General features: G+C 61.1%; 11 protein-coding genes, 1 tRNA gene and 1 pseudogene. 9 read left to right on the top strand and 4 right to left on the bottom strand.

What is annotated here, in order from left to right; translation table 11 throughout:
- The first annotated feature begins 62 nt into the window (after positions 1–62).
- The 4 genes and pseudogenes from ACMGF9_RS07745 (at position 63) to ACMGF9_RS07760 (ending at position 3,500) form a co-directional block, all read left to right on the top strand.
- Entirely contained in the window at positions 63–1,280 is a 1,218-nt protein-coding gene (locus tag ACMGF9_RS07745) for an MFS transporter (protein ID WP_071591411.1), read from the top strand.
- Between the two features lie 16 nt (positions 1,281–1,296).
- Positions 1,297–1,425 (top strand): annotated as a pseudogene (locus ACMGF9_RS07750) (alcohol dehydrogenase); the annotation flags it as partial.
- 34 nt (positions 1,426–1,459) lie between these two features.
- Positions 1,460–2,488 (top strand): alpha/beta hydrolase, encoded by a 1,029-nt coding sequence (locus tag ACMGF9_RS07755; protein WP_004928673.1) that lies wholly within the window; start codon positions 1,460–1,462, stop codon positions 2,486–2,488.
- A gap of 25 nt (positions 2,489–2,513) precedes the next feature.
- Positions 2,514–3,500 carry an aldo/keto reductase gene (locus ACMGF9_RS07760; RefSeq protein WP_015378445.1) on the top strand — a complete coding sequence of 329 codons (987 nt, stop codon included), beginning with the start codon at positions 2,514–2,516 and terminating at the stop codon, positions 3,498–3,500.
- A gap of 195 nt (positions 3,501–3,695) precedes the next feature.
- Here the strand turns inward: ACMGF9_RS07760 and ACMGF9_RS07765 are convergent, their stop codons facing one another.
- Positions 3,696–4,616, bottom strand: a complete 921-nt coding sequence (locus tag ACMGF9_RS07765; RefSeq protein ID WP_015378444.1) for an AraC family transcriptional regulator — start codon at positions 4,614–4,616, stop codon at positions 3,696–3,698.
- 105 nt (positions 4,617–4,721) lie between these two features.
- On the opposite strand from ACMGF9_RS07765, the gene ACMGF9_RS07770 reads away from it, so the two are divergent.
- Positions 4,722–5,555: an oxidoreductase gene (locus tag ACMGF9_RS07770; protein ID WP_004928681.1), complete on the top strand. Its 834-nt coding sequence runs from the start codon at positions 4,722–4,724 to the stop codon at positions 5,553–5,555.
- A gap of 94 nt (positions 5,556–5,649) precedes the next feature.
- On the opposite strand, the gene ACMGF9_RS07775 is transcribed toward ACMGF9_RS07770, so the two are convergent.
- From ACMGF9_RS07775 to dpiA, 3 genes are all read right to left on the bottom strand, one after another.
- Positions 5,650–5,725 (bottom strand) — tRNA-Asn (locus ACMGF9_RS07775).
- Positions 5,726–5,839: 114 nt separating this feature from the next.
- Positions 5,840–8,947: a beta-galactosidase gene (locus ACMGF9_RS07780; RefSeq protein WP_414160187.1), complete on the bottom strand. Its 3,108-nt coding sequence runs from the start codon at positions 8,945–8,947 to the stop codon at positions 5,840–5,842.
- Between the two features lie 102 nt (positions 8,948–9,049).
- The gene (gene dpiA, locus ACMGF9_RS07785; RefSeq protein WP_004940807.1) at positions 9,050–9,736 is read right to left on the bottom strand and encodes a two-component response regulator DpiA; all 687 of its coding nucleotides are present in this window, start codon (positions 9,734–9,736) and stop codon (positions 9,050–9,052) included.
- A gap of 313 nt (positions 9,737–10,049) precedes the next feature.
- On the opposite strand from dpiA, the gene citC reads away from it, so the two are divergent.
- From citC to citF, 4 genes are read left to right on the top strand one after another with little or no spacing between them, the layout of a single operon-like run.
- Positions 10,050–11,120: a [citrate (pro-3S)-lyase] ligase gene (gene citC, locus ACMGF9_RS07790; RefSeq protein ID WP_004940809.1), complete on the top strand. Its 1,071-nt coding sequence runs from the start codon at positions 10,050–10,052 to the stop codon at positions 11,118–11,120.
- Complete coding sequence (gene citD, locus ACMGF9_RS07795) at positions 11,120–11,428, top strand: citrate lyase acyl carrier protein (protein WP_004940811.1); 309 nt, start codon at positions 11,120–11,122, stop codon at positions 11,426–11,428. The genes citC and citD overlap by 1 nt, the downstream gene beginning before the upstream one ends.
- Entirely contained in the window at positions 11,412–12,332 is a 921-nt protein-coding gene (gene citE / locus ACMGF9_RS07800; protein ID WP_016927085.1) for a citrate (pro-3S)-lyase subunit beta, read from the top strand. The genes citD and citE overlap by 17 nt, the downstream gene beginning before the upstream one ends.
- Complete coding sequence (gene citF, locus ACMGF9_RS07805) at positions 12,332–13,837, top strand: citrate lyase subunit alpha (protein ID WP_088381750.1); 1,506 nt, start codon at positions 12,332–12,334, stop codon at positions 13,835–13,837. Before citE ends, citF begins: the two co-directional genes overlap by 1 nt.
- Position 13,838 lies beyond the last annotated feature (1 nt).

The following is a 13,838-nucleotide window of genomic DNA, read 5'->3' on the forward strand; positions in this document are numbered from 1 at the left end:
CCTGCAGCGCTGAAGGCTCCGGGGCACAGACTTCATGTTATCTACTGAAAAGAAATCCCTGAATGAGTAATAAGACAGACGAAAACAGAAAAAAAAACACCGGAAGCGGGAAACAGCCTGCGCACTGGAGTGGTGTCTTTGCCATGACGCTGTGCGTCTTCGCCCTGATCGCCTCCGAATTCATGCCGGTCAGCCTGCTGACACCGATGGCGCAGACCCTTCGTGTCACCGAAGGCATGGCCGGACAGGGCATCGCCATTTCCGGGGCATTTGCAGTGGTAACCAGCCTGTTTATTTCCGTGCTGGCAGGCACGCTTAACCGGAAAACGCTGCTGCTCGGCCTGACCTGCATGATGGCAATTTCCGGTGCTGTTATTGCGATGGCACCCAATTACCTGACCTATATGGCGGGCAGGGCTCTGATTGGCATCGTAGTCGGCGGGTTCTGGTCGATGTCGGCAGCCACGGCGATGCGTTTGGTTCCGGTGCACCGAGTTCCGCTGGCGTTGGCCATTTTTAACAGCGGCAATGCACTGGCCACGGTCATCGCGGCCCCTTTGGGCAGTTGGCTCGGTTCGGTGATCGGCTGGCGCGGGGCCTTCTTTTGTCTGGTGCCGGTCGCGATCGCCGCGTTTATCTGGCAGTTGTTCAGCCTGCCCTCCATGCAGGTCACCCGGCAGAGTAACGGTGCCAGCAATGTCTTCACGCTGTTTCGCCGTCGAGTGGTCACGTTAGGCATGCTGGGCGTCGGCATCTTCTTTATGGGGCAGTTCACGCTCTTTACCTACATCAGGCCTTTCCTTGAAACGGTGACGAAGGTGGATGCTTCAGTGGTCACCCTAATCCTGCTGGTTATCGGTGTCGCGGGTTTCATCGGCACCACGCTGATTGGCAGAGTGCTGAAACGCGGCTTCTACTCGACCCTGATAGCCATTCCGGTGCTGATGGCCATCACCGCGCTGGCACTGATCGCTTTTGGCAGTCAGGTGGCCATCGTGATGGTGCTGCTCGGGTTGTGGGGGCTGATTTCTACCGGTGCGCCGGTGGGGTGGTGGGCCTGGGTACCGCGTATCTTTCCGCAGAATGCCGAAGCCGGCGGCGGGCTGATGGTGGCAATGGTCCAGTTATCCATTGCGCTAGGTTCAACGGTAGGGGGGCTGCTTTTCGATCACCACGGCTACCAGAGCACTTTCTTGGCCAGCGTCACGATGCTGCTTATCGCGGCCGGGCTGATTTTCCTGACCTCACGCGCAGACACCTCTGCCAGAGACCATTCATAAACCCTGGAGTTATGTCATGACAGGTAAAGCTTACGGTGCCCATGCGGGCACACTGCCGCTGGAGCCGATGGATATCACCCGTCGCGCCTCCGGCGCCCGTGATGTGCAGATTGATTTCGCGTTCTGCGGCGTCTGCCATTCGGATAACGCCACCCTGGCTTAATGATAAGGAGACCATCATGAAAAAATTTACGTTAGCGCTGGGGCTGTTGATCAGTGCATTTGCTTCCTCTGCGGCGGATATGTCCCGTGGGGCCGATAATTTTTATAAAAGCGATAAGGTGACGCAGCAAAAAGTCACCTTTAAAAACCAGTATCAGATGGCCGTGGTCGGCAACCTGTTTATCCCGAAAAAGATGAACCAGAATACCCGACACCCGGCGATCGTCGTTGGTCACCCGATGGGAGCCGTTAAGGAACAGAGTTCGAATCTTTATGCGCAGAAGCTGGCGGAGCAGGGGTTTGTCACGCTGGCTATCGATCTCTCTTTCTGGGGAGAAAGCGAGGGCAAACCGGGGCACCTGATTTCACCGGAAATCTACACAGATGATTTCAGCGCGGCGGTTGATTATCTAAGCACACAGCCGTTTGTTGATCCGGATAGCATCGGTGTATTAGGTATCTGCGGCAGCGGAAGTTTTGTTATCAGTGCTGCCAAGATTGACCCGCGTATGAAAGCCATTGCCACCGTCAGCATGTATGACATGGGGGCTGCATTTCGCAACGGCCTCAACCATTCCCAGACGCCGGAACAACGAAAGGCCTTTATCCGGTCAGCCACAGAGCAGCGTTTAGCAGAGTTTCAGGGAGGCGAGACGGCCTACATTCCCGGTACCGTGAATACACTGGACGCTTCAACGCCGGATATTCAGCGTGAGTTTTTCGATTTCTACCGCACCGAACGCGGTGGTTACACCCCGAAGGGTGAGAAAGAAGCACTGACGACGAAACCGATGTTGAGCAGTATCGGCAAGTTTATGAACTTCTATCCGTTCAACGATATTGAAACCATTTCACCGCGTCCGATGCTGTTTATCACCGGCGATCGGGCTCACTCAAAAGAGTTCAGCGAGGATGCATTCAAACGCGCCGGTCAGCCTAAAGAGCTTTATGTCGTACCGGGCGCAGGGCATGTCGATCTCTATGATCGTACCGACGTGATCCCTTTTGACAAACTGACAGACTTTTTCCGTAAGAACCTGCAATAACACGTTCAGTTAAGGAGCATCTGACATGAACTATAAACATCTGGGTCGTACCGGCCTGCGGGTGAGCCGCATCGGTCTCGGTACCATGAATTTCGGTGAGCTGACGGATGAGCCGGCCAGCTTCAGGATCATGGATGAAGCCGTGGATGCGGGTATCAACTTTTTCGATACCGCTGACGTCTATGGCGGACCGCAGTCACCGGATATGGCAAAGGGGTACGGGACATCCGAAGAAATCATCGGTAACTGGTTGGCGCGCAGTGGCCTGCGTGACCGAATCGTGCTGGCCACGAAAGTTTACCAGCCGATGGATACGGGCCCGAATGACAAATATCTGTCCGCTTACCATATTCGCCGGGCCTGTGAGGCCAGTCTGAAAAGACTGAAAACGGACCATATCGATCTCTACCAGATGCACCATATCGACCGGAACACCCCCTGGGAGGAAATCTGGCAGGCCATGGAACAGCTGATCCGTGAGGGTAAAATCAGCTACGTGGGCAGCAGTAACTTTGCCGGCTGGGATATTGCCACCGCACAGTGCACGGCTGATGCGCGCAACCTGCTGGGGCTGGCATCGGAACAGAGCCTTTACAACCTGACCCAGCGCACGGTTGAGCTTGAAGTCATTCCGGCACTGCGCCATTACGGCATTGGCCTGATCCCCTGGAGCCCGGTCGGGATGGGGATGCTGGGTGGCGTGCTGAAAAAAATTGCCGATGGCCGCCGGGCAACACCGCAGCTGCAGGCACAAATCAATCGCTTGCGGCCGCAACTGGAGGCCTGGGAAACGCTGTGTGATGAGCTGGGGGAGGCGCCCTCAGACGTGGCGTTGGCCTGGCTGTTGCAGAACCCCGTGGTTACCGCTGTGCTCAGTGGTCCGCGCACAGCTGAACAGCTCCGTCAGAATCTCAATGCCCTGACGTTGTCCCTTTCAGGCGATACGCTCAAAAGACTGGATACCATCTGGCCGGGACCGGGTGGGGAAGCCCCTGAAGCCTACGCATGGTAACCGTTATCCGTGTTAACAATGACCGGCCTTCGGGTCGGTAAGTACGTTATTTCAGTCAAATTTATTTATCACCTGAAGATGTTGTTCTTTGCTTTAATACTTTGATGTCCGCTCTCGCTCATAGCGGACTTTCTCCCCAAGTGCCGATCCGCCTGGCGCCAGAAGCGGACTATCGTTCGCCTGACCACATAAGCCTCAGTGCGATGAAACAAATACCGAGGCAGGCTGCGCGGGCGGAATGGCGAAGTGACGCTGCATGCGTTTTATCTCCTCTGCCGGTGGTAGGCCAAACAGACGTTTGAATTCTCGATTAAATTGCGATGGGCTTTCATAGCCAACGGCGTAACTCGCGGCGGCGGCGGTGATTTGTTGGCGCACCATCAGCATCCGTGCCTGGTGCAGGCGTACCGATTTCACATACTGCATCGGCGGCATCTGCGTTATCGCTTTGAAATGGCTATGAAAGGTCGGCACGCTCATGCCGGCCCCCATCGCCAGCTGCGTCAGCGTTAACGGCTCCGCGTAAGCGGCATGGATGTGCTGCAACGCTTTACCGATTTTGCCAAACTGGCCCTGCAAGGCCAGAGCGGCACGCATTGCGTTGCCCTGTGCGCCTGTCAGCACGCGAAAATAAAGCTCACGCACCCGCGCCGGGCCGAGGATCGCCGCCTCAAGCGGGTTGGTCAGGACGTCAAGTAAGCGAAGAACGGCCATTTTTACCCTGTCGTCCATCGGGCTCGACATCATGCTTTGCGGTGCGACGGGAGGATGCGGGGCGCCATGCTGTTCAATCTGCAACATCAGTTCAGCGGCAAGCTGAAAATCCAGATGCATATAAATCGCCAGCAGCGGATGTGCTGCCGACGCGTCGGTTTCCATCACAAACGGCACCGGCACCGAAACCGCCAGGTAGTGCTGCTCATCATATAAATAGGTTTGTTGACCGAAATAACCGCGTTTGCTGCCCTGGCAGACAATCACGATCCCCGGATCGTAAAGCACCGGCGTTCTGGCAAGCGGGCGATCGGAACGCAAAATTCGCACATCAGGTAGGGCAGTGAGGTTGTATCCCTCTTGCACCGCAAGTCTATTCATCAGGGCAATCATGTCGGACATCCCACCACCTCATAAAATCAGGCAAGAAAAAGAGAAGATACGGCCTAAAAATGCGGCAGAGCAGAGAATACCATGCAACCTTCATGGTTCATGGGAGTTCTTTTTATGGCATCTGCAAAAACGATTTTAATCACCGGCGTCAGCAGTGGCTTTGGCCAGGCGCTGGCGCGGGAAGCCCTCGCCGTAGGGCATCGGGTTGTAGGGACGGTGCGCAACAGCGAAGCACTGCAGGCTTTCGGCGCGCTCGATACGCAGCGGGCTTTTGGCTATCTGCTTGATGTCACGGACGTTGAGCGTATTGATGAGGTGGTTGGAGAGATTGAGTCCGCCGTCGGTCCGATAGATGTGCTGGTGAACAATGCCGGTTACGGCCACGAAGGCATTCTGGAAGAGTCCCCGCTTGCAGAGCTGCGCCGCCAGTTTGACGTCAATGTGTTTGGCGCGGTGGCGATGATCAAAGCCGTGCTACCGGGCATGCGCCAGCGCCGTCGCGGCCACATTATCAATATTACCTCAATGGGCAGCTTCATTACCTTGCCCGGTATCAGCTATTACTGTGGCAGCAAATTTGCACTGGAAGGGATATCAGAAACGTTAAGTAAAGAGCTTGACCCGTTCAACATCTACGTGACCGCAGTAGCGCCCGGCTCGTTTCGAACGGACTGGGCCGGGCGTTCAATGGTGCGCAGCCCTCGCCGTCTCCCGGACTATGACGCGTTATTTGAACCTGTTCGTCAGGCGCGTCAGGAAAAAAGCGGTAAGCAACTCGGCGATCCGATTAAGGCGGCTCACGCCATGCTGGCAGTGATTGAGAGCCGGAACCCACCCACGCATCTGTTGTTAGGCAGTGACGCATTAAGTTTGGTGCGGCAAAAGCTCGAGGCGTTAGGTCAGGAAATTGAACAATGGGAGAAACTTACCCGTTCAACGGATGGCTGACCGGTTTCGGGTAGAGAGTGTCGGGGATACTCGAGCATAGCCGCCCAACAGCAAAAAGCCCGCTCAGGTTTCCCTGAGCGGGCTTCTCTAAATATGGCTCCTCTGACTGGACTCGAACCAGTGACATACGGATTAACAGTCCGCCGTTCTACCGACTGAACTACAGAGGAATCGTGTGAACGGGGCGAATAATAGCGAGGCGTCGTCGGCATGTCAAAGGCGGATTACACATTCTGTGACTGTTTGCTTACAGAATGCGCAACCCGTTGAGTTTTTTGGCAGATTTAGCCCTCTGGCGCTCGCTGCAGGCGCAGCTGATAGCGGTAAACGCCGGCGGTGAGCAGGTAATCCCGGTGCACGCTCGGGCTCCAGGAGTCGTCGCCGCCCACCCCCATGTGGAAGCCGTCCAAGTGCAGCCAGGTGCCTGCTTCCGGCTGCAGCAGATGCTGGTGGCTGCAGGCCATCAGCTGTTGCAGGCCGTAGCGGCTGAGCGAGAAGTGGAAGCGGCCGTCGATGCGCCAGCCGCCGTAGCGCAGGCTGCGGGTGTCGCAGCGCAGGCCGTTCTCGCCGGGGAAAATATACGGCGTGTGCAGATCCGCCAGCGGCAGGCGCCAGCGCCCATGCTGCGCGGCCAGGCGGCGATCAGGGTAGTTCTCGTGCGGGCCCAGACCCAGCCATTCCGCCTGCGGCTGCACCGTCGCCAGTTGGCAGTTCAGGCCGATGCGCGCCGGCGGCGGCAGGGCGTCGGCCACCTCGACCTCCACGTTCACGCTCACCGCGCCCAGCGCGTCGAACAGCCACTGCTTGCGGCTGATCAGCAAAATCTGCCCGTCCACGCCGAACTGGTGTTCGCTCACCACCCGCACGCCGTTTTGCAGCGCATCCGCCTGCAGCCGCACGCAGCGCTCCTCCAGCCGATACAGGCCCGCCAGCTTCCAGCGTTCGACCCAGGCGTTGGGATCGATATGGTTCGCCTCGCTGACGCCGATGTCGTTATCGATCGGCGCGCGCGCAAAGCCGTCGCGCAGCGGCGTCAGCAGCTGCGGCTGCTCGTTCTGCCACCACTGCGTCAGGTGGCCGCTGCTGCGCTCGAAGCGCCAGCGCTGGTCGCCGTGGGTAAGCGTCAGCCCCTGATCGTCTTCAATCAGCGTGGGCGGCACGCCCTGTGCGGGCGGCGGCGCGGGATGCAGCGCGCGTGGCACCCGCCACTGATCCCAGGCGCAGCGGTGGTGCGCTTCGGACCAGTCGGTGGCCTGCGGTTGCACCACCTCCACGTTCAGCCACAGCTCGCCGGGCTGATGCAGCATAGGCAGCCGATCGAGCAAGATGAAGCTAGCGCTGCCCTGCGGCGCCAGCGCCAGATCGAAGCTGCCGCTGGCGCGCTCCACGCCGTCCAGCTCCAGCCGCCAGTTGAGCTGTTCGTTGTCGGTGTGGCGGAACAGGTAATCGCTGGTGACGGTCAGCGTCAGCGAGGCGGCGTCGAAGGCGAAGCGGAACAGCTGCTGCGCCCGCTGCGCTTCGAACAGCGCCGGGTGCGGGGTGCGATCCGCGAACACCAGCCCGTTCAGGCAGAACTGGCGATCGTTGGGGGTATCGCCGAAGTCGCCGCCGTAGGCCCAGAACTCTTCGCCGCGCTCGTCGCGCTTGATCAGCGCCTGATCGACCCAGTCCCAGACAAAGCCGCCCTGCAGGCGCGGATGTGCGTGGAACGCGCGCCAGTAGCGCTCAAAGCCGCCGAAGCTGTTGCCCATCGCATGGGCGTATTCGCACAGGATCAGCGGCCGCTGTTCCTCCGGCAGACCGATCCACTTGCCGATCGCCCATTTGGGCACCGCCGGGAACGGCTGATCCTGATCCACCCGCGCATACATCGGGCAGATGATGTCGGTGGCGGCGGTGTCGGCGCCGCCGCCTTCATATTGCACCGGGCGGGTCGGATCCTGGCTTTTCACCCAGCGGTACAGCGCGTCGTGGTTCGCGCCGTGGCCGGACTCGTTGCCCAGCGACCAGATAATGATGCAAGGGTGGTTGCGATCGCGTTGCACCATGCGGGTGACGCGCTCGCTCATCGCCGGCAGCCACAGCGGATCGTCAGCCAGGCGGTTCATCGGCTGCATGCCGTGGGTCTCGATATTGGCTTCGTCCACCACGTACAGCCCGTAGCGGTCGCACAACCGATACCACAGCGGGTGGTTGGGATAATGCGAGCAGCGCACCGCGTTGAAGTTGTGTTGCTTCATCAGCAGGATATCGTGGCGCATCGTCGCATCGTCCATCACCTGGCCGTGGCGCGGGTGATGCTCGTGGCGGTTAACGCCGCGGATCAGCAGCGGCTGCCCGTTGAGCTTCAACAGCCCGCCGCTGATTTCCACCTGGCGGAAGCCAACGTCATAGGCCTCCACCTCGATAATTTCTCCTGTGGGCGAGAGCAGGGCGACGGTGGTGCGATACAGCGCGGGCGTTTCGGCGCTCCACAGCGCCGGGCGTTCCACCGGCAGGCGCAGCGTGACGCGATCGTCATAGGCGCCGCGTTCGTCCACGATCTCGCCGCCGAGCGGCTGGGTGCGCTCGGCCACCCGTGCACCATCGCGCCACAGCTGCACCTGCACCTGCACCTGCACCTGCACCTGCAGCGGGCCGGGCCGGCTGGCGCGCGCCGTCACCACCAGTTCGCCGCGGGTAAAGCCGTCATGCAGCGGGGTGGTGATGCGCACATCGCTCAGGTGCGCGGCGGGTTTGTGCAGCAGGCTGACGTCGCGGAAGATGCCGCTCATGCGCCACATGTCCTGATCTTCGAGATAGCTGCCGTCGCACCAGCGTAGCACCATCACCGCCAGCCGGTTTTCACCCGGCTGCAGCCACGGGCTGAGATCGAACTCCGCCGGCAGGCGGCTGTCCTGCGAATAGCCGACCCAGTGGCCGTTGCACCATAAATAGAACGCCGAGTTGACGCCGTCGAAGATGACGCGCGTCTGGCCGGTGGCCAGCCAGGCCGGATCGACGCTGAAGGCGCGCGAGTAGCAGCCGGTCGGGTTGTCTTCCGGCACGCGTGGCGGATCGACCGGGAACGGGTAGCGCACGTTGGTGTAGATTGGCGCGTCGTAGCCGGCGAGCTGCCAGTTGCCCGGCACCGCCAGCGGGGCGGCGTCCGGCAGATCTTGCTGCAGCCAGCTCTCCGGCGCCGCCTCTGGGCGCGGGAAATAGCTGAAACGCCACTCGCCGTTCAGCGACCGGCGGCTGGCGCTGGGGGCATCGTCGCGCGCGTCTTCCACCGTGCGCCAGCTGGCGAACGGCGGGTGGGCGTCCAGCCGGCGGTAGTGGGTGCAGGCGGGGTTTTGCCAGTCACGGCGGGCGAGGATCTCGGACAGGGAAGCTAGGGGTTCAGCGGGCATCGGCGATCGTCCAGTCGGCTAGGTGATGCTCACCAAGATGCTGACCGGCGCATAAAAAGTAAAGCGGTTACACGCAACCTTGCAAGGGCGATCAAATAACCGCTAATGCGGCTCGCCGGCACGGTAGATCCGCTGTGGGCGGCCCACCTTGCCGTAAATGATCTCGGCGCGCAGCTGCTGCGCGGCGGTGCAAAACTCCAGATAACGGCGCGCGGTGGTGCGGCTGAGCCCCATTTTTTGCGCAACGCTTTCAGCGGTGTGGCGCGCGGCGGGCTCGGCGAACAGCGCGCGGATCTTGCCGAGCGTCAGCTCGTCGATGCCGGCGGGCAGCGCCGCCTGCTGTTCGCCGCGGGCGTAGGTGTTGAACATCTCGTCGATGCGGCGCTGGTTAAGGCGCGCCTTGTCTTTCAGCGCTTCGCGGCGCTGGCTGAAGCGCTGCAGCGTCTGGCTCAGCCGGTCATAGGCCAGCGGTTTGATCAGGTAGTCGAACACGCCGTAGCGCAACGCCTCGGCCACGGTAGCCATGTCGCTGGCGGCGGTGATGAACACGATGCCGCCACGATACCCGCTCAGCGTCAGTTCGCGCAGCAGGGTGATGCCCTGGCCGTCGGGCAGAAAGTTGTCCAGCAGGATCAGGTCCGGCTTGAAGCGTTCGGTCATGGCGCGGGCCTGCGCCAGCGTGCCGGCCAGCCAAATCTGGCGGCAGCCGCCGTTCTGGCGGATAAACTCCGCGTGCATCTCCGCCAGCGGCGTTTCGTCTTCAACGATCAGGATGTTCAGCCATTCCATAGTGCGACCCGTAATTGCAATAAAAATGCTAAGTGAATGTAAGTGAATTGCGGCGCCAAATAAAGATTATCTCAATAATAAACACCATAAGATTAATTAAGCAAATAAAGAACATTAAATAACTTATTAACCGGGATCGGTTTGTGAAATAGGTCAATAATCCGCGTTTTTTTTCTGCTTACCATGGGTTTATTGAACGAGAGGGTGATTTTATCTTCATGGTTTTTAAGGTTTTAATTGCCATTTCTGATGTTAATTAAAATGCATTTTTGTATTTCATTTGTTGTTTGCCAGTTAACCCAGAGAGCGTGTTATGTTAGGCGATGCCGTATTTAATCGGGTAAAGCGATCGGATCATAAAGCGATTTCAGAAATAAGCGCCTTCTTGCGCAGTAACGATCTGAATATCGATACCACGGTTGAAATATTTATTACCGTTACCCAGCACGACAAATTGGTCGCCTGCGGCGGCATCGCCGACAATATTATCAAATGCGTCGCCATCAGCCCGCTGATGCGCGGCGAAGGCTTGGCGCTGGCGCTGGCGACCGAGCTGGTGAACCTGGCCTATGAGCGCCATCACACCCAGCTGTTTATCTACACCAAGGTGCAGAACGAGCCGCTGTTTCGCCAGTGCGGTTTCTACCCGATCGCCACCGTGCCGGGCATCGTGGTGCTGATGGAAAACAGCCCGTGCCGCCTGAAACGCTACGCCGCCCAACTGGCGAGCCAACGTCGGCCGGGCGACACCATCGGCAGCATCGTGATGAACGCCAACCCCTTTACCCGCGGGCACCAGTATCTGGTGCGTCAGGCGGCCAAGCGCTGCGACTGGCTGCACCTGTTTCTGGTGAAGGAAAATACCTCGCGCTTCAGCTATGAAGACCGGCGCCGGCTGGTGCTGGCCGGCACCGCCGATATCCCCAACCTCACGGTACACGAAGGCTCGCAGTACGTGATCTCGCGCGCCACCTTCCCCTGTTACTTCATCAAGGACCAGGGCGTGGCCGACGACTGTTACACCGAAATCGATCTGAAGATCTTCCGCCAGTATCTGGCGCCCGCGCTGGGCATTACGCACCGCTTCGTCGGCAACGAGCCGTTCTGCGCGGTGACCGCGAAATACAACCGCGACATGCGCTACTGGCTGGAAACGCCGGCGCTGCCCAGCCCGCCGATCGCGCTGGTGGAAATCGAGCGTTTGCAATATCAGGGCACGGCGATCTCCGCCTCCTGGGTGCGCAAGCTGCTGGCGGCGGGGGACTTCCACGCTGCCGCGCCGCTGGTGCCGCCGGACACCCTGTACTACCTGCAGGATCTGCAAACGCAGCGCCGGGCCAAGGCGGCCCCGCATCCTTTTGAGTCCGCACAATCAGGTGAATGATGAAAATTATCCGAGAAGCAATGGCCGGCACGCTGGAATCCAGCGATGTCATGGTGCGCATCGCGCCCGCCGAGGGGCCGCAGCACGATCTGCTGATCGCCAGCAGCGTGGAAAAACAGTTCGGCGCGGCGATCCGTCGCACCCTGCTGGAAGTGCTGCAGCGTTATGAGGTGGAGCCGGTGCAGGTGATCGTCGACGACAAAGGGGCGCTGGACTGCGTGCTGCGCGCCCGGCTGGAAACCGCGCTGATGCGCGCCTGCGAGGGTGGCCAACTGCCGTGGGAGGCGAAAGATGAAAACGCTGAATAAAACCCGGCTGCGCCGCAGCATGTTGTTCGTCCCCGGCGCCAACGCGGCGATGGTCAGCAACGCCTTTATCTATCAGGCCGATGCGCTGATGTTCGATCTGGAAGACTCGGTGATCCTGCGTGAAAAAGACGCGGCGCGCCGGCTGGTGTACCACGCGCTGCAGCACCCGCTGTACCAGGAGGTGGAAACCATCGTGCGCGTCAATGCGCTCGACTCCGCCTACGGCCTGGCGGATTTGCAGGCGGTGGTGCGCGGCGGCGCGGATATCGTGCGCCTGCCGAAGACCGATAGCGCGCAGGACGTTGTCGACATGGAGCGCGAGATTGCCGCCATCGAGGCGGCCTGCGGCCGGCCGGTCGGCAGCACGGGGCTGCTGGCGGCGATCGAATCGGCGCAGGGCATCACCAACGCGGTGGCGATCGCGCACGCTTCGCCGCGTCTTATCGGCATCGCGCTGGGGGCGGAAGACTATGTGCGCAACCTGCGCACCGAACGCTCGCCGGAGGGCATTGAGCTGCTGTTCGCCCGCTGCTCGCTGCTGCAGGCGGCGCGCGCCGCCGGCATTCAGGCGTTCGACACCGTGTATTCCGACGCCAACAACGAGGCCGGCTTCCTGCAGGAAGCGGCGCTGATCAAACAGCTCGGCTTCGACGGCAAATCGCTGATCAACCCGCGCCAGATTGAGCTGCTGCACAACCTGTACGCGCCGACCGCCAAAGAGGTGGCGCACGCGCAGCGGGTGGTGGACGCCGCCGAAGCGGCGGAGCGGGAAGGGCGCGGCGTGGTGTCGCTGAACGGAAAAATGGTCGACAGCCCGGTGATTGAACGCGCCCGGCTGGTGCTGGAGCGCGCCGCGCTGTCCGGCTTACGGGAAGAACCGGCGCAGCACGGGGAGGAAGCATGATGAACCGCCAACAACGATTGATGACCTTCGCCAACCCGGCGGATCTGCCGGGCTATCAGGACGTTTCCAAAGCCAACCTGCAGGCGCGCAAACCGCGCGATCTCAAGCTGTGTGACTCCTTGCAGGAAGCGGTGCGCCGCAGCGGGTTGCAGGACGGCATGACCATTTCCTTCCACCATGCGTTTCGCGGCGGCGATCTGGCGCTCAATCAGGTGATGGAGACGCTGGCGGCGATGGGGTTCCGCAACCTGACGCTGGCCTCCAGCTCGCTGACCGACTGCCATGCGCCGTTGGTTGAGCATATCCGCCACGGCGTGGTGAGCCGCATTTACACCTCCGGGCTGCGCGGCCCGCTGGCGGACGCCGTTTCGCGCGGCCTGCTGGCGGAGCCGGTGCAAATTCACTCGCACGGCGGCCGGGTCAATCTGATCGAATCCGGCGAGCTGCAGATAGACGTGGCCTTCCTCGGCGTGCCGGCCTGCGATGAGTTCGGCAACGCCAACGGCTACAGCGGTGAAGCCTGCTGCGGCTCGCTCGGCTATGCGCGTGTGGACGCCGAGGCGGCGGGCACCGTGGTGCTGCTGACCGAGCAGCTGGTGCCGTATCCGCATCATCCCGCCAGCCTGGCGCAGGATCGGGTGGATCTGATCGTGCAGCTGGAGCGGGTGGGCGACGCCGACAAGATCGGCGCCGACGCCACGCGCATGACTTCGAACCCGCGCGAGCTGTTGATCGCCCGCCGCGCCGCCGAGGTGATCGCCGGTTCCGGCTACTTCACCGAAGGGTTCTCGCTGCAAACCGGCACCGGCGGCGCCTCGCTGGCGGTGACCCGGTTCCTGGAGGACAAGATGCGCGCCCGCGGCATTCGCGCCGCGTTCGCCCTCGGCGGCATCACCTCGACCATGGTGGATCTGCACGAGAAAGGGCTGATCGGCAAGCTGCTGGACGTGCAGAGCTTCGATCGGGCGGCGGCGACCTCGCTGGCGCGCAACCCGCGCCATATCGAAATCAGCGCCAACCAGTACGCCAACTTCAGCTCCAAGGGCGCCTCGGTCGATCGGCTCGACGTGGTGGTGCTGAGCGCGCTGGAAATCGACACCGGCTTCAACGTTAACGTGCTGACCGGCTCCGACGGCGTGCTGCGCGGCGCGTCCGGCGGCCACTGCGACACCGCCGCCGCCGCGCGGCTGGCGATCATCGTCGCGCCGCTGGTGCGCGGGCGCATCCCGACGCTGGTGGAGCAGGTGACCACCTGCGTCACGCCGGGCTCCAGCATCGACATTCTGGTGACCGACCACGGCATCGCCGTCAACCCGGCGCGGCCGGAGCTGGCGCAGCGCCTGCGGGAGGCCGGGCTCGAGGTGGTGAGCATCGACTGGCTGCGCGCCCGCGCGCTGCAGCTGACCGGTGAACCGCAGCCGATCGCCTTTACCGACAAGGTGGTGGCGGTGGTGCGCTACCGCGACGGTTCGGTGATCGACGTGGTGCATCAGGTGGCGGAGTAAC

Origin of the sequence: Serratia sp. BNK-23 (assembly GCF_047456145.1) — a bacterium.
Taxonomy (GTDB): Bacteria; Pseudomonadota; Gammaproteobacteria; order Enterobacterales; family Enterobacteriaceae; genus Serratia; species Serratia nematodiphila.

Bases quoted from the DNA above. Each gene is read 5' to 3' on its own strand.
- ACMGF9_RS07745 (WP_071591411.1), top strand. From the start codon at position 63: ATGAGTAATAAGACAGACGAAAACAGAAAAAAAAACACCGGAAGCGGG.
- ACMGF9_RS07755 (WP_004928673.1), top strand. From the start codon at position 1,460: ATGAAAAAATTTACGTTAGCGCTGGGGCTGTTGATCAGTGCATTTGCT.
- ACMGF9_RS07760 (WP_015378445.1), top strand. From the start codon at position 2,514: ATGAACTATAAACATCTGGGTCGTACCGGCCTGCGGGTGAGCCGCATC.
- ACMGF9_RS07765 (WP_015378444.1), bottom strand. From the start codon at position 4,616: ATGTCCGACATGATTGCCCTGATGAATAGACTTGCGGTGCAAGAGGGA.
- ACMGF9_RS07770 (WP_004928681.1), top strand. From the start codon at position 4,722: ATGGCATCTGCAAAAACGATTTTAATCACCGGCGTCAGCAGTGGCTTT.
- ACMGF9_RS07780 (WP_414160187.1), bottom strand. From the start codon at position 8,947: ATGCCCGCTGAACCCCTAGCTTCCCTGTCCGAGATCCTCGCCCGCCGT.
- dpiA (WP_004940807.1), bottom strand. From the start codon at position 9,736: ATGGAATGGCTGAACATCCTGATCGTTGAAGACGAAACGCCGCTGGCG.
- citC (WP_004940809.1), top strand. From the start codon at position 10,050: ATGTTAGGCGATGCCGTATTTAATCGGGTAAAGCGATCGGATCATAAA.
- citD (WP_004940811.1), top strand. From the start codon at position 11,120: ATGAAAATTATCCGAGAAGCAATGGCCGGCACGCTGGAATCCAGCGAT.
- citE (WP_016927085.1), top strand. From the start codon at position 11,412: ATGAAAACGCTGAATAAAACCCGGCTGCGCCGCAGCATGTTGTTCGTC.
- citF (WP_088381750.1), top strand. From the start codon at position 12,332: ATGAACCGCCAACAACGATTGATGACCTTCGCCAACCCGGCGGATCTG.